Here is a 22,112-nt window from a genome sequence, read left to right on the forward strand (position 1 = left end):
CGAGCAGGTCGCGCAGTCGGCCCTGGACGTCGTAACCGGCGTCGGCGGCGGCCTTGTCGAGGTCGTATCCGGCGCCGGTCAGCGCCTCCGACAGGCCGCAGTGCGCCGCGCCCTCGCGCACGAGCGCGTCGAAGAGCGCGAAGAACACCGCGCCCGGGTCACGCGCCGCGGGCAGCGCGTCGATCCGGTCGAGGATCTCCCGCATCCGGTCGAGGAGGACGGCCGCGAACAGGTCCTCCTTCGTGGGGAAGTGCCGGCTGACGGTCCCGGTGCCGACGCCCGCGCGCTGGGCGATCTCGTGCAGCGGCACCGACAGCCCCTCGGCGGCGAAGACCTCCGCCGCGACCCGCAGCACCCGGGCCCGGTTGCGCCGGGCGTCGGCGCGCAGCGGCCGGCCGAGCGGCTCTGCCACGGTCTCCCACCTCGCTTCCCCTCTGGACAACCGGGACGGCCGTCCCGTATCTTCCCGGAACTAAGCGGGACGGCTATCCCGCTTATGGGCGGTTCCGGCAGGCCGAACGTATCGGAGGCGAGCCCGATGAGGGACGATCGCACGGCGCCGAGACGGCGCGAAGGCGGGCGCGGCACGGGCCGCCCGCCCTGGACCGCGGACGAGATCCCCCGCCAGGACGGGCGGACCGCCGTCGTCACCGGCGCCAGCACCGGCATCGGCTTCGAGACGGCCGCCGAGCTCGCGCGCCGCGGCGCCACCGTGGTGCTGGCCTGCCGGAACCCGGACCGGGCGGCGCGGGCGGCGGCCCGGATCCGCGCCGCCGCGCCGGACGCGCCGCTCGGCGTCCTGGACGTGGATTTGGAGTCCCAGGCGTCGGTGCGGGCGGCGGCGGCCCGGTTCCACGACGACCACGGCCGGCTCGACCTGCTCGTCAACAACGCGGGCGGCGTCCGGCCCCGGTACGCCCTGACCGAGGACGGTTTCGAGGCGACGCTCGCCACCAACCATTTCGGCCCGTTCGCGCTGACCGGCCTGCTCCTGGACCTGATGCTGGACGTCCCCGGCTCGCGCGTGGTGACGGTCAGCAGCATCGGGCACCGCCGCGGCGCCATCGACTTCGACGACCTCCACGGCGTGCGCCGCTACCGCTTCCAGACCGCCTACTTCCAGGCCAAGCTGGCGAACCTGCTCTTCACCTACGAACTGCAGCGCCGGCTCGCGGCGGCCGGGGCGGAGACGATCGCCGTGGCCGCGCATCCCGGCAACGCCCGCACCGAGTTCGGGCGCGACATGAATCCCGTGGTGCGGGCCGCGATGAGCCCGTGGGCGCGCCCGCTCACCTCGTGGCTGCTGCAGAGCGCGTACAGGGGAGCGCTGTCACCGCTGCGGGCCGCGACCGATCCCGGCGCGGGCGGCGGCGACTACTACGGCCCGCCCGGACGCGCCCAGTTCACCGGGAACCCGGTCCGGGTCGAGTCCAGTCCGCGGTCGCACGACCGGGACGTGCAGGCGCGGCTGTGGCGGGAGTCGGAGCGCCTGACCGGGGTCGCGTACCCGCTGCCGGCGGGAGCGCCGAGCCGGCCGGGGGAGTGACGGCGGCTTCCCGCGCCCGCCGGGCCTCCGGGTCTCCGGGTCTCCGGGTCTCCGGCGGGCGCGGGCGGGGCGTCAGCCGTCGGCGGGCTCCTCTTCGAGGAGGTCGTCGAACTCGCCGTCCTTGACGCCGGCGATGAAGGCGTCCCACTCGGCCTCGGTGAAGTACAGGATGGGGCCGTCGGCGTTCTTCGCGTCGCGCATCACGACGGCGCGGTCACCGAAGTCCTTGTGCTTGACGGGAACGTCCTTGCCATCGATGAACTCGATGATGACCCCGTCGCTGAGGATCGGTTCCTGCTCGGTCACTGGCACACCTTCTTCGTCCGCTCCGGTCGCGTCCAAGCGTAGTGGGCGGTGACCGGCCGCACACGGGGAAAGGGCAGGCGTCCGGGCGGGGGAGCGGCCCGGCGGGCGGGGGCTCGGCCGGTCCGGCAGGGCGGCCGCGCTCTCAGTCGGTGAGGAGGCGGTCGGCGGAGATCTCCAGGCGGGCCTGGATCACCTCGGCGGTCGCCTGGCCGCGCAGCATCTCGATCATCTCCATCGTCCAGACGGACGACAGCGCGCGGGCGACGACGCGGCGCCGGTCGTCGGCCGGGATGTCGCCCGCCGGGCCGACGGCGGCGCGCAGCATCAGGTTGGTCATCCGGTCGCTGAAGTCGGTCTTGACGTCCGACAGCAGCAGGGAGCGGATCAGCGCCTCGGCCAGCTCGGGCTCGCGCATCAGCCCCCGCGTGGCGCGCATCAGCACCTCGACGGTGCGCTCGGCGGCGGAGCCGCCGCGCGGCGGGCGGCGCTCGATGCTGCCCTCCAGGAGGTCGATCTCCTCGCTGACGACCGCGACGACCAGGTCCATCTTGGACGGGAAGTAGCGGTAGAGGGTGCCGAGCGCGACGCCGGCGCGCTCGGCGACGGTGCGCATCTGCATCGCCTCGATGCCGCCGCGCGAGGCCAGCGCGGCGGCGGCCTGGACGATACGCTTGCGCCGCTGGTGCTGGCTGCGCGAGCGCACGCCCTGCCCCGCGGCCTGGCCCGCCCGCCGGTCCGCCGCGGCGCCGCCCGAAGGCTCGTCCCCGGTCACTGTCGGCTCTGCGGTCACGGTCATCCTCCTCGCGCGGGCGCCCGTTGCGCCGCCGCTCGGCCTCCAGCGTACAGCCCGCGCGAGAACCTGTTATCTGATCGCCCGCGGCGGGTCGGCGATCGAGTGCCCCTTGGATGGTCACCGAACCCTTACTTGCTAGGCGAATCCCCGTTTCCGCGATAGTGATCACGGCGCTGGACACATACTAGAATCTGTTCTACTTTTTCGCCGTGGGCGTCCGTCCGGCCGGCCGCGCCAGGAAGGGAGCGGATGAGTGGACTTCAACCTCGACGAGACCCAGCAGGAGCTGAAGGGGCTCGCGGCGGACCTGCTCGCGCGGGAGGCCGCGCAGGAGCGGCTGGAGGCGTTCGAGAAGAGCGGCGCCCCCTATGACGCCGCCACCTGGAAGGCGTTCGCGCAGGCCGGGCTGCTCGGCGCCGTGCTGCCCGAGGACGCCGGCGGCGCGGGTCTCGGGCCGGTGGAGCTCGCGGTGATCCTGCGCGAGGCGGGCGCCCGGACCGCGCCGATCCCGGCGTACGCGTCGCTGGCGCTGGCGGCCGTCCCCCTCGCGAAGCACGGCACCGCGGAGCAGCGCGCGCTGCTCGCGCCGCTGGCCTCCGGCGAGACCGTGCTGACCGGCGCCTACCGCGAGGTCGGACCGGCCGGCGAGGTCGCGACGACCGCCCGCGCGGACGGCGAGGGCCACGTCCTGGACGGCGTGAAGACGTTCGTCCCCTACGCCCGGGAGGCGGCGCGGATCCTCGTCCCGGCGCGGGTCGAGGGCGCCGGCATCGGCGTCTTCCTCGTCGAGCCGTCCGCCGCGACGATCACGCCGCAGCACTCCGCGACGACCGAGCCGCTGTCGCGGGTCGCGCTCGACGGCGTCCGCGTCGGCGCGGACGCCCTCCTCGGCGGGATCGCCGACGGCGCCGCCTGGGACACCCTCCGGCTCTCCGCCGTCGCGGGCGCGGTCGCGCTGTCGTCCGGCGTCATCGAGGGCGCGCTGGAGCTCACCAAGGAGTACACCAAGACCCGCGAGCAGTTCGAGCGGGCGCTCGCGCAGTTCCAGGCCGTCACCATGCAGGTCAGCGACGTCTACATCGCCAAGCGGGCGCTGGACGTCGCCGTCTGGGCCGGGGTGTGGCGGCTCGCCGAGGGCGCCGCCGACGCCGAGGAGCTGCTCACCATCGCGGCCTACAACGCCTGCGATCCCGTCGTGAAGGCGCTCTACACGTGCCAGCACCTGCACGGCGGCATCGGCCTCGACATCACCTATCCGCTGCACCGCTACTTCGCCTGGGGCAAGCAGGTCGGGCATCTGCTCGGCGGCGCGGAAGACCGTCTCGACTCGCTCGGCGCGCTCATCGCTCAGGAGGCCTGAATGTTCATCGACCTGACCGGCGAACAGAAGAAGCTCCGCGCCGAGCTGCGCGAGTACTTCGAGAACTGCCTGACCGCGGAGCAGCGCGCCGCGATCGGCGCGGACCCGTTCGGCCCCGCCTACCTGGAGCACTGCAAGCGCCTCGGGCGCGACGGGATGCTCGGCGTCGCGCTGCCGAAGGAGTACGGCGGCCGCGGCTTCGGCCCCGTCGAGCAGACGATCTTCGCCAACGAGATCGCCCGCGCCGAGGTCACCTACCCGCTCATCACGCTGAACTCCGTCGCGCCGACGATCCTCCAGTACGGCACCGACGCGCACAAGGAGTTCTTCATCCCGCGCATCCTCGCCGGCGAGTGCCACTTCGCGATCGGCTACAGCGAGCCGGGCGCCGGCACCGACCTCGCCGCGCTGCGCACCACCGCCGTCAGGGACGGCGACCACTACCTGGTGAACGGCCAGAAGATCTTCACGTCGGGCGCGCAGACCGCCGACTACGTCTGGCTCGCGGCCCGCACCGACCCGTCCGCGAAGAAGCACAAGGGCATCTCGATGCTCATCGTGGACTGCAAGGACCCCGGCTTCTCCTGGACGCCGATCATCACGATGGACGGCGCCCACCACACCAACTCCACCTACTTCCAGGACATCCGCGTCCCGGCGGACATGCTGATCGGCGGGGAGAACAACGGCTGGGACCTGATCGTCAACCAGCTCAACCACGAGCGGGTCACGCTCGGCCCGGCGGGCAACATCGGGCACACCCGCAACCGGTTCGAGCGGTGGGCCCGCGCCACCCCCGGACGCGACGGGCGGCCGCTCATCGAGCAGCCCGCCGTCCGCCGCGCGCTCGCCCACGTGCACGCCTACCTGCGCGTCAACGAGCTCCTCAACTGGCAGGTCGCGGCGAACCAGGACCTCGGCTGGCTCGGCGCGGCCGACGCGTCCGCGACGAAGATCTACGCCTCGGAGCGGGTGCAGGAGGTCGGCCGGATCGTCGGGGACGTCCTCGCCCGGTACGGCGACCCGGGCGACCCGGCCACCGCCGAGTTCATGCGGGTGACCGACCGGATGGCCAAGGGCGCCCTCGTGCTCACCTTCGGCGGCGGCGTCAACGAGATCCAGCGCGAGCTGATCGCGATGATCGGGCTCGGGCTGCCCCGCGCGCCGCGCTGACCCGGTCGTCCACGAAGCGAGGAGATCCGTGCACGACGAACTCATGGCGCTCGCCGGGCGGCAGGGCGCCCCCGGCCAGCGCCCCCCGCTGCCCGGCCCCGACCCCGGGGACGCCGCCATCGTCCCGAACAGGCCTCCCGCCCCCCGGCCGCCGCGCCCCCCCCCGCCGCCCCCCCCCCCCCCCCGCTGCCCTGCCCCGACCCGGTGAACGCCGCGATGATCCGGAACTGGACCCAGGCCCTCGGCGACACCGGGACCTGGGACGATGTCGCGCCGCCCGCGATGATCCAGGTGTGGTCGATGCCCGGCCTGGTCCGCCGGCCGGACCAGCGGGGCGCCGCGGACGAGGTGCTGGCGACGCTGGACGCCGCGGGCTACACCGGCATCGTCGCGACCAACTGCGACCAGACCTACGACCGCTACGTGAAGGTCGGCGAGCGGCTGCGGACGCGGATGCGGTTCGGCGGCGTCACCGGCCCGAAGCGGACCGCGATGGGCGAGGGCTACTTCGTCACCTGGTACCAGTCCTGGTACGACGACAACGACGAGCGCGTCGCCGAGATGCTGTTCCGGGTGCTGAAGTTCAAGCCGGGCCCGCGGCCGCCCGCCGCCGGCGCGAGCGGGAAGTACCCGCTGCGGCCCTCGATCGGCAAGGACACCGCGTTCTTCTGGGACGGGGTGAACGCCGGCGAGCTGCGCATCCAGCGCTGCGCCGACTGTGGAACGCTCCGCCACCCGCCCGGCCCGATGTGCCCGCGGTGTCATTCCCCTAACCGCGACTACATCGTGGCGAGCGGGCGCGGCGAGGTGCACAGCTACGTCGTCCACCACCACCCGCCCGTCCCCGGCCGGACGCCGCCGTACGCCGTGGCGGTGGTGCAGCTGGAGGAGGGCGTCCGGATCGTCGGGAACGTCAACGGCTGCCCGCCGGACGACGTGCGGATCGGCATGCCCGTCCGGCTGGTGTTCGAGCGGATGGACGACGAGCTCGTCCTGCCGCAGTGGACTCCGGTGGACGCGCCGCCGTCCCCTCCGTCCCCGCCTTCGACGGCGGTGGCCGCTGGGCCGGTGGAGGCGGAGCCCGCGTCCGGCGGCTTGGAGATCGAGCTGACCCCGACGTTCATCATCTCCACGGCCATCGCGACGCGCGACTTCATGCCCGTCCACCACGACCCCGCGCAGGCGCGCGCCCAGGGCTCGCAGGACATCTTCGTCAACATCCTGACCAGCATCGGGCTCGTCCAGCGGTACGCGCTGGAGACCGTCCGGGACGCGACGCTGGAGAGCATCGAGGTGCGCCTCGGCGCCCCCGCCTACGCCGGCGACACCCTCACCCTCACCGGCGACCGCGCCGACGACCGCACCCTCCGCGTCCGCGGCGCGGTGAGCATCGGCGACCACCTCACCGCCACCGTCCGCTTCAGGGAGGCCCCATGAGCCTGTCAGGGAAGGCGGCGATCGCCGGGATCGGCGCGACCGAGTTCTCCAAGGAGTCGGGCCGCTCGGAGCTGCGGCTCGCCGCCGAGGCGTGCCTCGCCGCGATCGAGGACGCCGGGCTGACCCCCGCCGACGTCGACGGCCTGGTCACCTACACCGCCGACGCCAACTCCGAGATCGCCGTCCAGCGCGAGCTGGGCATCCCCGCGCTGCGGTTCTTCTCCCGCGTCGACTACGGCGGCGGCGCGGCCTGCGGCACCGTCGCGCACGCCGCGATGGCCGTCGCGACCGGCCAGGCGAAGGCGGTGCTGTGCTACCGCGCGTTCAACGAGCGCTCCGGCCACCGCTTCGGCCAGGCCGCCCCGCCGGGCCGCGTCGACGCGACCGGCCTGGAGTTCTCCTGGCACCTGCCGTTCGGGTTCGCGACCCCGGCCGCGTGGGTGGCGATGCAGGCCCGCCGCTACATGCACGACTACGGCGCGACCAGCGAGGACTTCGGCCGCGTCGCGGTCGCGATGCGCCGCCACGCGGCCACCAACCCGGCCGCGTGGTTCCACGGGCGCCCGATCACGCTGGAGGACCACCAGGCGTCCCGCTGGATCGTCGACCCCCTGCACCTGCTGGACTGCTGCCAGGAGTCCGACGGCGGCGTCGCGGTGCTCGTCACGTCCCTGGACCGCGCCCGCGGCCTCCGGCACCCGCCCGCCGTCATCGCCGCGGCGGCCCAGGGGACGGGCCCGGACCAGATGATGATGTTCGGCTACTACACCGGCGACCTGTCGGCGCTGCCCGCGATGGGCACCGTCGGCGACGCGCTCTGGGCGCAGTCGGGACTGACCCCCGATGACGTCCAGACCGCAATCCTCTATGATCATTTCACCCCGTTCGTCCTGGTTCAGCTGGAGGAGCTCGGCTTCTGCGGCCGCGGCCAGGCGAAGGACTACATCAAGGACGGTGGCATTGAGCTCGGCGGCAGGCTTCCGGTCAACCCCAACGGGGGTCAGCTGGGTGAGGCGTACATCCACGGCATGAACGGCATCGCCGAGGCCGTCCGCCAGGTGCGGGGGGCCGCGGTGAACCAGGTCCCGGACGTCCGCAACGTCCTGGTCACCGCCGGGACCGGCGTGCCCACCAGCGGCCTGGTCCTCAGCGCCCTGAACTAGCGCCCGACCTGCGCGTTTGCCGCAGAACCGGAGGGACACACTCACCCCGACGCCGCCGGGCTCCCACAGCGCGCGGGCAGCCGCGCCGGTCCGGCGGCATGCGGGGGATGAGTGCGATGAGGGTGATGCTGCGGGCGTGTCTGGACACCCGGCTCGGCAACGAGGCCATCAAGAACGGCACGATGCCGCAGGCCATGCAGGCGCTGATGGAGCGGCTCAAGCCCGAGGCGGCCTACTTCTCCCCCAGCGAAGGCAAGCGGTCGTGCACGCTCGTGTTCGACATGCAGGACAGCTCGCAGATCCCGAGCGCCGTCGAGCCGCTCTTCACGGAGCTGGGCGCGGACGTCGAGATCGTCCCGGTGATGAACATGGACGACCTCCAGAAGGGCCTCGCCGCGCTCTGACCGCCCGCGGCCCGGCGTCGCGGCGCACCGCCGCGAATCGGGGACCCCGGCGAACGCGTAATCCGATTACTGGGATAATCAGATTATGCGACTGACGAGGGAGGAGACGAAGGAGCGCAACCGGCGGGCCCTGCTCGACGCCGCGCTCCGGACCGTCTCCCGGGACGGCTACCAGGCCAGGCTCGAGGACATCGCCGAGCGGGCCGGCCTCACCACCGGCGCCATCTACTCGCTGTTCGGCAGCAAGGACGGCCTGCTCACCGAGCTGGTCACCGGCTACCTGCGCCCGCACTACGCGGAGATCGAGCGCGCCGTGCCCGCCGGCCTGACCCTGCTGGAGGCCGTCGACGCCTTCGCCCGGCACTACCGGCGCACCTGCGACGGGCCGGGCGCGCGGTCCGGCCTGTCCCTCCAGATCGGCCTGCTCGACATGGCCCTGCGCGCCCCCGACCCGGGTCCGCAGCTCGCGCCGCTCTTCCGCATGCACGAGGAGCAGCTCGTCGCGCTGTTCACGGGCCGTGCGCACGGCGGCGGCACCGTCACGGCGGAGCAGGCGAAGCGGCTCGCCGTCGCGCTCGGCGCCCTGTTCATCGGCCTCGGCCAGGGCGTCGTCCTCGGCCTCGCCCCCGACGCCGACGAACAGTACTTCGCCGACGCCGCCAGAGCACTGGTATCCGCAGACTCCCTCCTCGACCAACGCCCCGCCGGAACGGCGCCTTAGCGGTCCTGCACGTTCGCGTCGGTCACCAGATTCCGATCCGCGGCTGTGACTGAGCATCCAAGTTGGCAGCGCTCGCCTGGTCGGATGCTCAAGTACGTCTGCCCTTCGCGGATACCGCGTGAGGTGCGGGTGGTCAGTCGAATGGGTTGGGTTCGGTGTCGCGCCGGGCTCGGGCCTCCTGCTGCTCGCGTTGGGCGGATATGGAGGGGAGGCTTGCTACGGCTTCGACGGGCCGGCCCTGCCTGATCAGGAGGTCCGCCAGCTCTCGGGGAGCTTGGGACTCGGCGGACGATCGGAGCAGGGCGATGGCCTCGTCCACGCGGCCGGCCTCCTCCAGGAGCCCCGCGATCGTCGTGTCCCTGCCGCAGTACTCCTCCGCTGGCAGCGCCACGGCCTCCGCGATGGCTTCGTCGTGGCGGCCGGCCTTCGCCAGCAGCGACAACCGCATGCACTGGACCGAGTCCGCGTGCTCCTTGACGTACTCCGCGCTGAGCTCGTCCAGAAGTCTCAGAGCGTGCTCGGGCCGTCCGTCCTCGACCAGCAGGTGCACCGACCAGTCGAGGTGATTGCCGCAGTCGTAGTACTCGAACGTGGGCCGCCCGACCTCGACGGCCTCGTCGATCCGCCCCTGCCGGGCCAGGAGGTCCACGAGGACACTGCGATGGTTGGGGTGGTCGGTGGTGTCGATGATCTCGCGCAGGACGATTTCGGCCTCCTGTTCGCGGCCGAGGTTCTCGAGCGCGTTCGTGTAGTGCTTCAGGGCAGCGGGCGCGTGCTCGCCGGTGCCCAGCTCGCGCAGCTGCTCGATCCGACCGTGGCGCGCAAGCAGTGCGGCGTAGAACTCGACGGTGTTCTGGACGAAGTACCGGCGCGCGGCCACATCTGCGCCGAGATTGCTGATCGCCTCGTCGGCGCGACCGGCACGTTCCAGGACCTGGGCCTGCAGGTCCAGAGCCTGCTCCCCGGGATGACGCTGCTTGCCTTCCGCCTTGGCCCGCCGGGCTCCCTCCGCCAACGGGGCGATCAGCTCCAGGACACGCTCGTCCTGATCCTGCCCTTGCGTCATCTCTACCAAGGTCGACTGCAGCCACCAGTCCTCAAGGTGCGGGGCGAGGACCTCGATCGCGTCATCCGCTCGCCCAGCCTTGGCCAGCATCAGGGCGTAGTCCCGCCACTCCCGCCCCTCCGTCACCGGCTCGTCCGGGCGGACCATGGCCAGTGCCTCCTCGACCCGCCCCATCTGGAAACGAACGTCGGCGGCCTCTGTCACGGCGGGCTTCCATCCGGTCGCGGCGAACGGCTCGATGACCGACCAGGCCCGCTCGTAGTCTCCCGCCGCACACAGCTCGCGCACCGCCGCCAGCGCACAGAACCACTCACCACGCTCGGCCGCCACCTGCACCACGAGATCCAACTGCCCGAGTCCGAGAAGAAGGTCCACCATCCGCGGCGGGATCCCCCCGTACATCCGCGCTTGCCACTCAAGATCGTCAACGTTCATGGCTGGGAGCATAAGAACACGCACTGACACCACGTGGTACGGGAGCGCCCAGGTGCCGGCTGTGATCCTCCGTGGCGCCGAATCGGCGGCTCAAGTGTCACCTGAGGTGCACAATCACAACGCCTCGACGATCAGTTCATGGACGGAGCTCAGAGGCGGGTCGCGACGTCCACGAGGCCGGCGAGGGCCAGGGACCGGCTGTGCGGTGGCCACGCGATCAGCGTCGTCACCTGGGGCGCGTCCAGCACCGGGACGGCGGCGAGGCGCTCGCCCAGCTGGGCCCGGCACGACTCCGGCAGCACCGCCGCCGCCCGGCCGAGCGCGATGAGCTGCAGCAGCTGCGCGTGGTCGCGGACCCGCAGGCCCGGGCCGTCGGGGTAGGTGCCGTCCGGGCGCGGCCAGCGCGGCAGCGGCAGGCCGGGCAGCGCGGCGACGTCCGCGGTCCGCACGTGGGGCCGGGTCGTGAGGGGGTGCCCGGCCGGCAGAATCGCCACCTGCCCCTCGGTGAGCAGTTCCTCGGTGTCGAGCCCGGTCGTCGAGTCGAACGGCGTGTGCAGCAGCGCCACGTCGGCGCGCCCGTCGCGCAGCATCCGCTCCTGCTCGCCGGGCCTGCACAGGACGACGTCGACGGCGGCCGCGCCGGGCTCGGCGGCGTACGCGTCGAGCAGCTTCGCCAGCAGTTCGCCGGACGCCCCGGCCTTGGTGACGAGGACCAGCGGGGGCGGTCCGGCCGCGGCGGCGGCGCGGCGGGTGCGGCGGTCGGCGGCCTCGATCGCGTCGAGGGCCGCCCGGCCCTCGCGCAGCAGCACCGCCCCGGCCCCGGTCAGCGCGATGGTGCGGTTGGTGCGGTCCAGCAGCGTCGCCCCGAGCCGCCGTTCGAGCCGCTGGATCGCCCGCGACAGCGGCGGCTGCGCGATCCCGAGCCGCTCGGCGGCCCGCCCGAAATGAAGTTCCTCCGCGACGGCGACGAAGTACCGCAGCTCCCGCGTCTCCATGCCGCCACGGTACCCGCCGGGACGGCCCCGGCGGCGCCCTGACCTCGGTGCGATACCGCCGGGGTATCGCATCCCACCCAGACGGTGTTGGAAGCCGCGCCCGCCCGGCGGTCAGGATCGTGGCATGAGCGAAACGAAGACCGCGCTGGTCACCGGCGCGAACAAGGGGATCGGGTACGAGATCGCGGCCGGCCTGGGCGCGCTCGGCTGGAGCGTCGGCGTCGGCTCCCGGGACGCGGGGCGCGGGGAGGCCGCCGTCGCGAAGCTGCGCGCCGCCGGTGTCGACGCGTTCGGCGTGCCGATCGACGTGACCGACGACGCGAGCGTCACCGCCGCCGCCGAGCTGCTCGGGGAGCGCGACGGCGGCCTCGACGTGCTCGTCAACAACGCCGCGATCACCGGCGGGATGCCGCAGGAGCCCACGAAGGTGGACCCCGCGACCGTGCGGACGGTCGTGGAGACCAACGTGCTCGGCGTCATCCGCGTCACCAACGCGATGCTGCCGCTGCTGCGCCGCTCGCCGTCCCCCCGGATCGTGAACATGTCCAGCACCGTCGGGTCCCTCGCCCGGCAGACCTCCCCCGGCGCCCAGACGGGCCCGATCTCCGCCGCCTACGCGACGTCGAAGACGTTCCTCAACGCCGTCACCATCCAGTACGCCAAGGAGCTGGCCGACACGAACATCCTCATCAACGCCGGTTGTCCGGGCTTCTGCGCGACCGACCTCAACGGGTTCCGCGGCTTCCGCACCCCGGAGCAGGGCGCGGCGATCGCGATCCACCTCGCGACCCTCCCCGATGACGGCCCCACCGGCACCTTCCACGACGACGACGGCCCCGTCCCCTGGTGACCCGACGCCGGGGCGCGCTGCTGTGAGCAGATCCGCCGTGGGCAGCGCGGGCTGTGACCGGTGCCCGCGCTGCCGCAGGGTGAAGGCATGAGCGAGGAACACACAGCCCCTTTGTTCAACGAACGCGTGCGGCGCGAGCTGTACGCGCAGCGCGTCCTCGTGCTGGACGGCGGGCTCGACGACGACAACGGCACGCTGCTGGCGACGCAGCTGATCACCCTGGCGGGGGAGGACCCGTCGGCCGACATCGCGCTGTGGATCCATTCCCCCGGCGGCTCGGTGCCGTCGATGCTCGCGATCCGCGACGTCATGCGGCTCATCCCGTGCGACGTCGCCACGGTGGTGCTCGGCATCGCCTACAGCGCCGGGCAGTTCCTACTGTCGTCCGGAACGCCCGGAAAGCGCCGCGCGCTGCCGCACGCCCGGGTGCTGATGCACCAGGGGTCCGCCGGCATCGGCGGCGCCGCCGTCGACATCGAGCTGCAGGCCAACGACCTGCGCCACACCCGCGACACCGTGCTCGGCCTCATCGCCGAGGACACCGGCCAGCCCATCGAGCGGGTCTTCGAGGACTCGCTGCACGACCGCTGGTACACGGCGCAGGAGGCGCTGGAGTACGGGTTCATCGACGCGATCGTCGGCGACTACGACGAGCTCGTGCCGCCCCGGCGCCGCCCCGTCGGGCTCGGCGCCCCGTCCGGGAAGGCCGGCCGATGAGCACCTACACCATCCCGAACGTCATCGCGCGGGACTCGCGCGGTGAACGGATCATGGACGTCTACTCGCACCTGCTCACCGAGCGGATCATCTACCTCGGCACCGCCATCGACGCCGGGGTCGCGAACGCGCTCGTCGCGCAGCTCCTCCACCTGGAGGCGGACAGCCCGGAAGCCGACATCCAGCTGTACATCAACTGCGAAGGGGGCGACCCGAGCGCGATGCTCGCGGTGTACGACACGCTCCGCTACATCCGCCCGCAGGTCGCGACGACGTGCGTGGGGCAGGCCGTCGCGGTCGGCGCGGTGCTCCTCGCCGCGGGTGCTCCCGGCAAGCGCGCCGCGCTGCCGCACACCCGCGTCGTCCTGCACCAGCCGATGGGGCAGGGGCGCGGGGCGATCCCGGACCTCATCCTCCAGGCGGACGAGGTCGTCCGCGTCCGCGCGGACATCGAGCAGATCCTCTCCCGGCACACCGGGCAGGAGACAGCGACGCTGCGCGCTGACACCGACCGGGACCGCGTGTTCACCGCGCAGGCGGCGCGGGAGTACGGCCTCATCGACCACGTGATCGAGGAGCGCCAGCCGGACCCCCTGTAGGGCCGTGCGGCCCCGGGGCAGTGCCGTCCCGGGGCCGGCGCCGTCCCGGGGCCGGCGCTGTTCGGGGGCGCGCGCCGTGCGGGGGGCGTGCCGTCCGGGTCAGGCGGCCAAGGCGTAGGCGACCTGGCAGGTCGGCCCGGTCGGCGCGCTCGCGGGCGGCGCGGTCAGCAGGCTCGTCGCGACCGCGAGCGTGAGGTCGGCGAGCGTCACGTCCAGGGCGCCGGCGACAGCGGCGATCATCTCGCTCGACGGCTCCTTGACGCCGCGCTCCATCTCGGAGAGGTACTGCGGGGACACCCCGGCCCGGCGGGCGGTCTCCGTCAGGATCTCGCCGCGCTCGAGGCGCAGGCTCCGCAGGCACCGGCCGAGCGCGTCGCGCCACAGCGGCTCGGCCGGCCCGCGCGTCGCGGCCGGCCCGTCCGGCGTCTCGTCGGCGGGCATCAGCGGTCGGGTGATCTCGGCCATGCGCCCAAAATAACCCGGCGGCGCCGCCGCGAACCACACGTTCCGCCCAGCGCGGAACGGCGCCCGGAGCCTCGTCATCTGCGAAAAGGTCCTGCATGGTCAGGACCATGAGCGCGTCTTCCGTCCGCGATCTCGGCCATCAGCCTCGCCAGGGGCGTCGGGTGGTGGCGATCTGCCGCACGTGGGCGGTCAACCACTGGTCGGGGAGGAACCGAAGACCTCCGCGGCACCGTCCTGCCGCACGACCTCGATGGACTGCGCCCTGCTGTTCGAAGGAAGCATCGGCGTCCACCAAATATGGCGAACGATTCGGAGGCAGGAACGGCTCTTTCGGCCGTGAGACGTTTGTCCAAGGCTTCGACGCCGAGCGGTACGTGCTCGACCCGCGGCTGACCGACCAGCCGGACGGGGTGTCTTCGGCTTCCGCTTCTGGGCCTTCTGCACGGCGTACCCGGATCCGTCCATGACCGAGCGGTCGTCTACCGTGGCCGGAATCGGTTTGAAGCTCTTTCATGTAGGAATCCTGCATGGAGACGGCTACAGTGGATCCAGATCCCGAGTTGAGGGGTTCGTCATGTTGCTGAGGTTCCGCGGAGCGAACCACAGATCGTTCCGTGACGAGTTCGAGCTATGGACGTCGGCGAGCCGGTTCAATGTCGATTCCGGGCGTTCGGCGGGGCTGGCGGAAGACGCGACGGCCGCCTACCTGCCGGCTGTGGTGATCTATGGCGCCAACGCCTCCGGCAAGTCCAACGTGCTGTCCGCCATGCGCTGGATGCGGAAGGCCGTGGTCGGCTCGGTGACCGATTGGTCGGCTCTGGACCGGATCCCGCGTGAGCCCTTCGAGCTCGATCCGGAGGGCGAGGAGGAGACGTCGCTCTACGAGGTCAATATCGTCATCGACGGAGATCGTTACGTTTACGGATTCGAGGTGTCCGACGAACGGGTCGAATCCGAGTGGCTGCACGTCCATCCACGAGGGCAGGCGCGCCGCCAGGTGTGGTTCGAACGGGACGCCGACGAGCCGGAACCGTTCAAGTTCCCTGGTGAGGGCCTCAAGGGTGACAAGGAGAGCCTGGTACCGCGCACGCGGCCGAACGCGCTCTTTCTCACGGTGGCCGCCGCCTTCAACCATCCGCACCTGGGGCCGATTCACGAGTGGTTCAAGAGGAACCTGTGGTTCATCGGTGACGGGGACGAAGGAGCCCGTGGCGGCTTCACTGGCGAGAAGCTGAAGGACCCGGCGATCGAGAAGCGGGTGCGGGACCTGCTCGAGGTCGCCGACTTGGGCGTGGACGGGGTGAGTCTGGAACCCGGCGAGAAGGGGCTGCGCGTCCGGCTCTCACATCGGGGGAGGAGCGGCAGCGTTCCGCTCGCCTATTCACTCGAATCGAAGGGCACCCGGTCCTGGTTCGCTTTCCTGGGCCCCATGCTCGAGGCACTCGATACCGGTGCCGTGCTTCTCGTCGACGAGCTGGATGCCAGTCTTCACCCCCTGGTCGCCGCTGAGGTGCTCAGAATCTTCAGGGATCCGGCTGCCAATCCCAAGAACGCGCAACTGGTGTGCACCAGCCATGACGTGACACTCCTCGGGAATCTGCACACGTTCCCGCCGCTGGAGCGGGACCAGATACGGATCGTGGTCAAGAGCCGTATCGGTGAATCCGAACTCTACCCGCTCACCGATGCCCGGCCTCGCAAGGACGAGGCCCTCGACAAGCGATACCTGGCCGGCGCCTACGGGGGGATCCCTCGCCTGACTGAAGGAGAGGCGGCCGAGGCCCTCGGGTCGCAGAACGCCGAGGCCTGTGCATGACCTCAAGAAAGCGAAGGCACAAGAGGGGAATCCCCGGAGCCGACTCGGCTTCTTCTCCGGCGATGCCGGGGAGAGACCAGAGGCGTGTCGTGATGACAGTGATCTGCGAAGGGAAGACCGAGCGCAGCTACCTCAAGCGGGCCAACGACGAGGCGGGCCAGGAGAGCCGCTTCGTCATCCATCTGGAGCCGCACCGCCAGCCGAGCAAGGGGTTCAAGCCGAGCGACGCGGTCGAGCGTGCCCGGGAGGTCCAGCGGCGAATCGCCGACGGCTCCATGGAGGACGGGCAGGACAGGGAGGGCGAGGAGGGTCGCGACGGTCAGGGGGGCGACGCCGGGGCCGGCACGGACAGGCCGGAAGAGCACGTGTGGGTGGTCTTCGACCGGGATCAGAACCGCGACATCCCTCGGGCGATGGGGGATGCCAACAGGCACGGCATCAACGTGGCCTTCTCCACTCCGTCGTTCGATCTGTGGCTGTGGCTTCATTTCGCACCCGGGCAGCCGGCCCTCATGTCGGACGACAACGAGCAGATCGTCCGTAAGCTGAACGGAGTCGAGAACTTCGGCCGTTACGGTCGAAGCAGCGGTGGCCGGGACAGTGACTCCAGGCCCAAGGTCCTGAACGATTCGCAGTTCAGGGACCTGTGGAGCAACCGCCGGCGTGCCGTGACGCTCGCGCGCAAGCTCGTCGACGGCTGTTCCAGCGGCCGGTGCAAGGCGAGCAGCAAAAAAGGGAAGTCGGGACACGCCGAGAACTGCGATCCGCTGCGACGCGACACCCAGACCGATTTCTATTTGCTTCTGGAGTTGCTCGGTGTCGACGACCAGCCCGGTGCCGGCTCATCGCGGAGGTCGTGACCGTGACCCGAGTGACGACGCTGCGCCAGGTAGAGTCACTGGTGTCCGAGGCCGCCGAGCGGCTGGGGAAGATCGACGTGGCTGCGCGCCGGAACTACGTCTCCGCGCTTCTCCTGCTCAAGCGGTGCTCGGACGTGTTCGACGAGTCGCGCTCCCGCGTCCACGCCAGGGAACTCGCCCGGACGGGCGACGCGGCGGAGGCCGCCGAAGCCGCCGCCGACCCGGACGAGTACACCGATGTGATCTTCGTTCCCCCGGAGTCGTCCTGGCCGCGCCTGCTCGGCGTCACGAACATGGTCGGGCCGGCACTCAACGGCGCGTTGCAGGGGTTGGAGAAGTACAACCCCGATCTGGCCAATGTGCTGTCCCACATCGACTTCAACCGGGACACAGGTGGCGCGAGGCTCCGGGACGCGATGCTGACCGACCTCATCAGGCTGTTCAACGACGTCTCGCTCCGGAACGCCGACCTGGAATTCCCGGAGCTGATCGGGGACGCCTACGAGCGGCTTCTCGCCATGTTCGCCGGTTCGGCCGGGGCCAAGAGCGGCGACATGTACACACCGTCCCCCATCGTCCGGCTGATGGTCCAGCTCGCGGAACCGGCTCCGGACCAGACCCTCTACGATCCGTGCGCCGGTTCCGGCGGGATGCTCATCGAGAGCCGCCGGTACGTCGCCGACCACCACCCCGGCAAGTCCCTACACCTGGCGCTGGCGGGGCAGGAGCTGGCGCCGCTCCAGTGGGTGAGCGCGCGCCTCAACCTCCTCTTCCACGGCATCAGGGACGCCGACGTGAAGCTCGGCGACACGCTTTCCGACCCGCAGCATGTCGACGGCGGCGGCCTCAGGCGGTTCGACCGGATCCTGTCGAATCCCGAGTTCTCCAAGGGCTATGACGCGAAGGCGGTCGAGGCGAAGGGATACGGCCGCTTCACGTACGGGACGGGCGTCAAGGACGGCGACCTGATGTTCGTCCAGCACATGGTCGCCTCGCTCGCCGGGGGCGGGCTGGCCGTCACCGTCATGCCGCACGGGGTGCTGTTCCGGTCCGGTCGTGAGGAGGTCATCCGGCGCGGCCTGCTCGCGGACGACGTGATCGAGGCGATCGTCGGCCTCGGCGAGGGGCTGTTCTCGGGCACGGGCATCCCCGCGTGCCTGGTGCTGCTGCGGGCCCCCGGCGGCAAGCCGGCGGAGCGGCGCGGCCGGATACTGATCGTGAACGCCGATCGGGAGTACCGCCCCGGCCGCGCCCGCAACCATCTCGGCGAAGAGCACATCGAGAAGATCAGCGCGGTCTGCCGCGAGTGGCGCGAGGTCGCGGGCTTCTCCCGGATCGTGACGGTCGGCGACGTGCTGGCCGACGACGCGAACCTCAACATCCGCCGCTGGGTCGACAACTCACCGCCCGCCGAACCGCAGGACGTGAGCGCGCATCTGTACGGAGGCGTCCCGGTGCCCGAGGTCGACGCGCTGCGTCCTGCGTTCGCCGCGTTCGGTCTGGATGCGGGTGACTTCTTCGTCCCGCTCGACGAGGGATACGTGGACGTGCCGGCAGACGGCCCGGCGGGGACCGCCGCCAGGATCGAGGAACTCGCCGCCGGCGCCGCGGCGGAACTGAGCGATCGATGCGGCGCCTGGTGGAATGAGTGCGGCTCCGCGCTGCTGGAAGTCCGGGACCTGGGCGCGGTGACCGTGAAGCGGCATCTCGTGACCAGTTTCGGCGGTGCGCTCGCGTCCCAGCGGGTCATGGACGAGTTCACCCTGACCGGCCTGGCGGCCCAGTGGTGGATCGACCATCTGGAAGAGGTGCAGGCCCTCGCCGCGGGCGGTCCGCGCCGGGTCGTGGAGAGTTGGGCCGCGGCGGTGCGGGCCAAGTTCCAGGCGAGATCCGGCCGAGGGGGTCGCGGTCCGGCCGCGTCCTCGCGGGAGGCTCGGGAGCAGCCGCTCGCCATCGCCCTGATACCCGGCCCGCTCGAGAAGGCGCGGGTGGCCGAAGCGGCGTTCGCCGAGTTGGACGCCCAGGTGAAGGCGCTTTCGGAGGAAGAGGAGACGGCGACCCCGGCGGCCGAGCGCAGGCGCCTGACCAAGGCGCGCACTGCCGCCCGCAAGCTGCGCGACCAGGCCGAGCGCGAACTGCCGGCGAGGTTCGCCGACGCCGTCGGCGGTGTCACCGACAAGGATGCCGAGGAGATCGTGCTCGCCGTCCTGGGGGCCGATCTGGTCTCCCGTTTCGACGCGCGGGTGGCGGACGCTCTGCGCCTCCTGGTCGCGCGGTACCGCTCGATCGTGGACAAGTACGAGGTGTCGCTGGAGGAACTGGAGCAGGACCGGTGGCAGGCGGCCGAACGTCTGACCGGGTTCCTGACGAAACTTGATTACCCTCGGCGTGTTAAGCGGAGAATGCCCGAAAAGCCTGCTCTGTAAGGGATAGCGTATCCGGAGGAGACCTCCGGGGGGCTGTGTGAACGGGGAGAGCCAGGCGACCGATCGCCTTGCCGGGTTGCTCGCGGATCGTCTCGGCTGGCCGGTGCCCGTCGACTGCTCGGGCGACGAGCCTGGGCCGTTCCGGAGCGGTGAGCTCGCCGACGGGGTCGACCGCGGCCGCCTGCTGGACGCCGTGCGCCGCATCAACCCCGGGCCGGACGGCGAACCGTGGCTCGGTGACACCCAGCTCGCGCAGGTCTGGGACGCCGTCACCCGCATCGACGGCGGACTCGTCAAGGGCAACGAGCAGTTCTTCGAGCTCCTGCAGTCCGGTGTGGCGGTCGACGCGCCGCCGTGGCTGGACGGGGAGCGCTCCCGCGTCGTCCGCCTGGTCGACTGGGACGAACCGGACGCCAACGATTGGGTCGTGGCGACCCATGTCCCGATCCGGCGTGAACGGTTCGACGGCGTCCCGGCGGTCGAGCTCGACTTCCTCATCCTCTGCAACGGCATGCCGTTCGTGCTGGGCGCCGGCTCCGGTCCCGACCGCACCGACGGCATCGCCGGCGCGATCGACCGGCTGCGGGTGCTGTCGGGGGAACGGCGGCTGGTGCCGGACAGGTCCGTTCCGCGGCTGTTCCGCTACGTCCAGCTCCTCGTCGCCGTCGATGGCGAGCGAGCCAGGCTCGGCACGGTCACCTCCCTTCCGGAGCACTTCGCCGAATGGCGCAGCACCGACCCGGACACCCCGGAGTCCGCCGCCGCGCGGCTCGGCCTGCCCGCCGGGCGGCTCACCACCGTCCACACGCTCGCGCTGGGGGTGCTGCGCCGGGAACGACTGCTCGACCTCGTCCGCAGCTTCAGCGTCTTTCAACAGCGGGACGGCCGGACGGTCCGGCTCGTCGCCCGCCACCAGCAGTACCGGGCGGTCGCCAGGATCGTCCGGCGGCTCGTCGAAGGGCGGACACCGCGCGAACGGGGCGGCCTGCTCTGGCACACGCAAGGGTCCGGCAAGAGCCTGACGATGGTGTTCCTCGTCCGGAAGATGCGCAACACCGACGGCCTGAGCGCCTTCAAGGTCGTCGTGGTGTCGGACCGCCGCGCGCTGAAGACGCAGCTCACGCCGGTGCTGAAGCTCACCGGCGAGGAGCCGCGGGTGGCCGAGAGCAGCGCCGAGGCGGCGGACCTGCTCGGCGGCACCACGCCCGGCGTGATCCAGCTGATGATCCAGCAGGCCAGATCCGACACCGCACCGGACGAGACGCCGGACGAGCACTTCGGCGGCCTGTTTGACACGGTGCTGAACGACAGCGACGAGATCCTGCTGCTGATCGACGAGGCGCACCGCACGCACACCGGCTGGTGGCACGCCCGGCTCGCCGCCGCACTGCCCAACGCCGTCAAGATCGGCCTCACCGGCACCCCGATCGTCCGGTCGCAGCGGCGGACCAGCACCGAGATCTTCGGCTCGGAGATCGACCGCTACACGCTGCGGGAGGCGGAGGAGGACAGTGCCACCGTCCCGATCCGCTACGAGGGCCGCCACGTCCCGTCCGAGCTGGTCGACGCCGCGGGCCTGGACGCCGCCTACCGGCCCGAGCCGTCCGGCGAGGTGCGGCTCAGGGTGCAGGACGTCCTGGAGTCCGAGGACCTCATCAAGGCCAAGGCCCGGGACATGCTCGCCCACTGGGTGCGCTACGTGCTGCCGGGCGGCTTCAAGGCCCAGGTCGTCGCGGTGAGCCGGCTCGCCGCCGTCCGCTACCGCGACGCGTTCCTGCGAGCCAGGGACGACCTGGTCCGCGCCACCGAGAAGTACCTGGTGCACGCGGAGGCGCACGACGGTCACGACGCGGTCCTGCTCGCGGCCGCGGCCCGCTACCTGTACCCGCTCCGGGAGATCGACTTCGTCCCGGTCATCTCCCCGGCGGCCGAGGACGGGCCCGAGTTCCGCCGGTGGACCGACCGCCTGACGCAGGACGCCCACGTCGCCCGCTACCTGCTGCCGCTCCCGCAGCCGATCGAGGGCGAGCGGACCGGTGGCACCGGGGAGCCCTGGGAGGACGCGCCGCCGCTCGAGCCGCCGCCGCCCGACCCCACCAAGATCCCAGACGGCCCCTGGGAGGAGGACTGGTACGGCGGCCTCGAACCCGACACGACCTTCGCCGACGCCTCGTGGGGGAGCGCCCCGGACGCGGAGGAGCGGCGGCGGCGTGCCGAGCCGCCGATCGCGGTCCTGATCGTCCAGCGGATGCTGCTCACCGGTTTCGACGCGCCGCTCGAACAAGCGCTCTACCTCGACCGGCCGATCCGCGCGGCCGAACTGCTCCAGGCGGTCGCGCGGACGAACCGGCCCGCGCGCAACAAGCCGTACGGTCTGGTCGTGGATTATGTGGCGCTCGCCGACAACCTGGATGAGGCGCTCGCCGAATACGATCTCCGGGACCTGGAAGGCATGCGGGAAGACCTGCTCGGCTACGAACTGCCCCGCGTCGAGGAGCAGGCCGGAGCGTTGCGGGAAGTTCTCGCCGAACTCGGGATCACCGATTCCGTTCCCCGCGATCCGGACGCCCAAGAAGAATTGCTCGCGCAATTAGAAGACCCCGACCTCCGCCTCCGGTTCGACGTCGCCGCGCGGACTTTTCTTTCGTCCGTCGAGCGCCTGCTGCCACGTCCCGAGGTGAGTGCTCATCTGCCGCTCGCCAAGGATGTGGGGCTGCTCCAATGGCGGGTCCGGCGAAGGTTCCGCGACACGGGCACGGGACGTCCGGACCCGAACCAGTACGGCCCGCTTCTCCGGGAACTGCTCGACGAGCACATCCGCGCCAGCGTGCCCGCGCGGCAGGTCCCGCCCGTCGAGATCACCGACGCGAGCTTCCGGGCCAGGGTGGACGCCCTGCGCCACGACCGTGCCCGCGCCCGCGAGTTCGAGTACGCGCTGCGAAGGTTCGTCGAGACGAACCAACGCAGCGACCCGGGACGC

Annotated in this window: 20 protein-coding genes; 14 read left to right on the plus strand and 6 right to left on the minus strand. The window is 71.7% G+C overall.

All coding sequences use genetic code 11. The features are described from left to right. A partial coding sequence (locus ABZ914_RS23495; protein WP_500195659.1) for a TetR/AcrR family transcriptional regulator occupies positions 1 to 412 on the minus strand: 412 nt, incomplete at its 3' end. Between the two features lie 126 nt (positions 413 to 538). On the opposite strand from ABZ914_RS23495, the gene ABZ914_RS23500 reads away from it, so the two are divergent. Continuing rightward, positions 539 to 1,546 carry an oxidoreductase gene (locus tag ABZ914_RS23500; protein ID WP_500195661.1) on the plus strand — a complete coding sequence of 336 codons (1,008 nt, stop codon included), beginning with the start codon at positions 539 to 541 and terminating at the stop codon, positions 1,544 to 1,546. 72 nt (positions 1,547 to 1,618) lie between these two features. On the opposite strand, the gene ABZ914_RS23505 is transcribed toward ABZ914_RS23500, so the two are convergent. Together ABZ914_RS23505 and ABZ914_RS23510 are read right to left on the minus strand one after the other, a co-directional pair. After that, positions 1,619 to 1,852, minus strand: a complete 234-nt coding sequence (locus ABZ914_RS23505; protein ID WP_190852366.1) for a DUF397 domain-containing protein — start codon at positions 1,850 to 1,852, stop codon at positions 1,619 to 1,621. A 142-nt stretch (positions 1,853 to 1,994) separates the two neighbouring features. Next, positions 1,995 to 2,642 carry a TetR family transcriptional regulator gene (locus ABZ914_RS23510; protein ID WP_500195662.1) on the minus strand — a complete coding sequence of 216 codons (648 nt, stop codon included), beginning with the start codon at positions 2,640 to 2,642 and terminating at the stop codon, positions 1,995 to 1,997. Positions 2,643 to 2,898: 256 nt separating this feature from the next. Between ABZ914_RS23510 and ABZ914_RS23515 the strand changes: the two genes are divergently transcribed. From ABZ914_RS23515 to ABZ914_RS23540, 6 genes are all read left to right on the plus strand, one after another. Further along, positions 2,899 to 4,005: an acyl-CoA dehydrogenase family protein gene (locus tag ABZ914_RS23515; protein ID WP_500195664.1), complete on the plus strand. Its 1,107-nt coding sequence runs from the start codon at positions 2,899 to 2,901 to the stop codon at positions 4,003 to 4,005. Further along, entirely contained in the window at positions 4,006 to 5,178 is a 1,173-nt protein-coding gene (locus ABZ914_RS23520) for an acyl-CoA dehydrogenase family protein (RefSeq protein WP_190852360.1), read from the plus strand. It abuts the gene before it with no gap. Between the two features lie 216 nt (positions 5,179 to 5,394). Further along, complete coding sequence (locus ABZ914_RS23525; RefSeq protein ID WP_500195666.1) at positions 5,395 to 6,615, plus strand: OB-fold domain-containing protein; 1,221 nt, start codon at positions 5,395 to 5,397, stop codon at positions 6,613 to 6,615. Further along, positions 6,612 to 7,778, plus strand: a complete 1,167-nt coding sequence (locus ABZ914_RS23530) for a lipid-transfer protein (protein ID WP_500195668.1) — start codon at positions 6,612 to 6,614, stop codon at positions 7,776 to 7,778. The genes ABZ914_RS23525 and ABZ914_RS23530 overlap by 4 nt, the downstream gene beginning before the upstream one ends. Positions 7,779 to 7,894: 116 nt before the next feature. Further along, complete coding sequence (locus ABZ914_RS23535) at positions 7,895 to 8,182, plus strand: DUF3303 family protein (protein WP_500195669.1); 288 nt, start codon at positions 7,895 to 7,897, stop codon at positions 8,180 to 8,182. An 85-nt stretch (positions 8,183 to 8,267) separates the two neighbouring features. Further along, complete coding sequence (locus ABZ914_RS23540) at positions 8,268 to 8,903, plus strand: TetR/AcrR family transcriptional regulator (RefSeq protein WP_500195671.1); 636 nt, start codon at positions 8,268 to 8,270, stop codon at positions 8,901 to 8,903. 133 nt (positions 8,904 to 9,036) lie between these two features. On the opposite strand, the gene ABZ914_RS23545 is transcribed toward ABZ914_RS23540, so the two are convergent. Both ABZ914_RS23545 and ABZ914_RS23550 read right to left on the minus strand, forming a co-directional pair. After that, positions 9,037 to 10,404, minus strand: a complete 1,368-nt coding sequence (locus ABZ914_RS23545) for a tetratricopeptide repeat protein (RefSeq protein ID WP_500195673.1) — start codon at positions 10,402 to 10,404, stop codon at positions 9,037 to 9,039. Positions 10,405 to 10,553: 149 nt separating this feature from the next. Continuing rightward, positions 10,554 to 11,399 carry a LysR family transcriptional regulator gene (locus tag ABZ914_RS23550; protein WP_500195676.1) on the minus strand — a complete coding sequence of 282 codons (846 nt, stop codon included), beginning with the start codon at positions 11,397 to 11,399 and terminating at the stop codon, positions 10,554 to 10,556. Between the two features lie 124 nt (positions 11,400 to 11,523). Between ABZ914_RS23550 and ABZ914_RS23555 the strand changes: the two genes are divergently transcribed. The 3 genes from ABZ914_RS23555 (at position 11,524) to ABZ914_RS23565 (ending at position 13,565) form a co-directional block, all read left to right on the plus strand. Next, positions 11,524 to 12,249, plus strand: a complete 726-nt coding sequence (locus tag ABZ914_RS23555) for an SDR family oxidoreductase (RefSeq protein ID WP_500195678.1) — start codon at positions 11,524 to 11,526, stop codon at positions 12,247 to 12,249. Positions 12,250 to 12,336: 87 nt separating this feature from the next. Beyond that, positions 12,337 to 12,966, plus strand: a complete 630-nt coding sequence (locus ABZ914_RS23560) for a ClpP family protease (protein ID WP_500195679.1) — start codon at positions 12,337 to 12,339, stop codon at positions 12,964 to 12,966. Continuing rightward, positions 12,963 to 13,565 carry a ClpP family protease gene (locus tag ABZ914_RS23565; RefSeq protein WP_500195681.1) on the plus strand — a complete coding sequence of 201 codons (603 nt, stop codon included), beginning with the start codon at positions 12,963 to 12,965 and terminating at the stop codon, positions 13,563 to 13,565. Before ABZ914_RS23560 ends, ABZ914_RS23565 begins: the two co-directional genes overlap by 4 nt. Positions 13,566 to 13,664: 99 nt before the next feature. Here the strand turns inward: ABZ914_RS23565 and ABZ914_RS23570 are convergent, their stop codons facing one another. Beyond that, complete coding sequence (locus tag ABZ914_RS23570; protein ID WP_433140067.1) at positions 13,665 to 14,030, minus strand: helix-turn-helix domain-containing protein; 366 nt, start codon at positions 14,028 to 14,030, stop codon at positions 13,665 to 13,667. A gap of 574 nt (positions 14,031 to 14,604) precedes the next feature. Between ABZ914_RS23570 and ABZ914_RS23575 the strand changes: the two genes are divergently transcribed. From ABZ914_RS23575 to ABZ914_RS23590, 4 genes are all read left to right on the plus strand, one after another. Next, a complete protein-coding gene (locus ABZ914_RS23575; RefSeq protein WP_500195683.1) occupies positions 14,605 to 15,846 on the plus strand; it encodes an AAA family ATPase in 1,242 nt (413 codons plus the stop codon). Positions 15,847 to 15,938: 92 nt separating this feature from the next. Next, the gene (locus tag ABZ914_RS23580; protein WP_500195689.1) at positions 15,939 to 16,706 is read left to right on the plus strand and encodes an RloB family protein; all 768 of its coding nucleotides are present in this window, start codon (positions 15,939 to 15,941) and stop codon (positions 16,704 to 16,706) included. 2 nt (positions 16,707 to 16,708) lie between these two features. Next, a complete protein-coding gene (locus ABZ914_RS23585) occupies positions 16,709 to 19,132 on the plus strand; it encodes an N-6 DNA methylase (protein ID WP_500195685.1) in 2,424 nt (807 codons plus the stop codon). 76 nt (positions 19,133 to 19,208) lie between these two features. Beyond that, a partial coding sequence (locus ABZ914_RS23590) for a type I restriction endonuclease subunit R (protein WP_500195687.1) occupies positions 19,209 to 22,112 on the plus strand: 2,904 nt, incomplete at its 3' end.

The organism is Spirillospora sp. NPDC046719 (genome assembly GCF_040645715.1).
GTDB lineage: Bacteria > Actinomycetota > Actinomycetes > Streptosporangiales > Streptosporangiaceae > Spirillospora.

Bases quoted from the DNA above. Each gene is read 5' to 3' on its own strand.
- ABZ914_RS23565 (WP_500195681.1), top strand. From the start codon at position 12,963: ATGAGCACCTACACCATCCCGAACGTCATCGCGCGGGACTCGCGCGGT.
- ABZ914_RS23560 (WP_500195679.1), top strand. From the start codon at position 12,337: ATGAGCGAGGAACACACAGCCCCTTTGTTCAACGAACGCGTGCGGCGC.
- ABZ914_RS23520 (WP_190852360.1), top strand. From the start codon at position 4,006: ATGTTCATCGACCTGACCGGCGAACAGAAGAAGCTCCGCGCCGAGCTG.
- ABZ914_RS23535 (WP_500195669.1), top strand. From the start codon at position 7,895: ATGAGGGTGATGCTGCGGGCGTGTCTGGACACCCGGCTCGGCAACGAG.
- ABZ914_RS23540 (WP_500195671.1), top strand. From the start codon at position 8,268: ATGCGACTGACGAGGGAGGAGACGAAGGAGCGCAACCGGCGGGCCCTG.
- ABZ914_RS23555 (WP_500195678.1), top strand. From the start codon at position 11,524: ATGAGCGAAACGAAGACCGCGCTGGTCACCGGCGCGAACAAGGGGATC.
- ABZ914_RS23500 (WP_500195661.1), top strand. From the start codon at position 539: ATGAGGGACGATCGCACGGCGCCGAGACGGCGCGAAGGCGGGCGCGGC.
- ABZ914_RS23545 (WP_500195673.1), bottom strand. From the start codon at position 10,404: ATGAACGTTGACGATCTTGAGTGGCAAGCGCGGATGTACGGGGGGATC.
- ABZ914_RS23570 (WP_433140067.1), bottom strand. From the start codon at position 14,030: ATGGCCGAGATCACCCGACCGCTGATGCCCGCCGACGAGACGCCGGAC.
- ABZ914_RS23530 (WP_500195668.1), top strand. From the start codon at position 6,612: ATGAGCCTGTCAGGGAAGGCGGCGATCGCCGGGATCGGCGCGACCGAG.
- ABZ914_RS23525 (WP_500195666.1), top strand. From the start codon at position 5,395: ATGATCCGGAACTGGACCCAGGCCCTCGGCGACACCGGGACCTGGGAC.
- ABZ914_RS23550 (WP_500195676.1), bottom strand. From the start codon at position 11,399: ATGGAGACGCGGGAGCTGCGGTACTTCGTCGCCGTCGCGGAGGAACTT.
- ABZ914_RS23575 (WP_500195683.1), top strand. From the start codon at position 14,605: ATGTTGCTGAGGTTCCGCGGAGCGAACCACAGATCGTTCCGTGACGAG.
- ABZ914_RS23580 (WP_500195689.1), top strand. From the start codon at position 15,939: ATGACAGTGATCTGCGAAGGGAAGACCGAGCGCAGCTACCTCAAGCGG.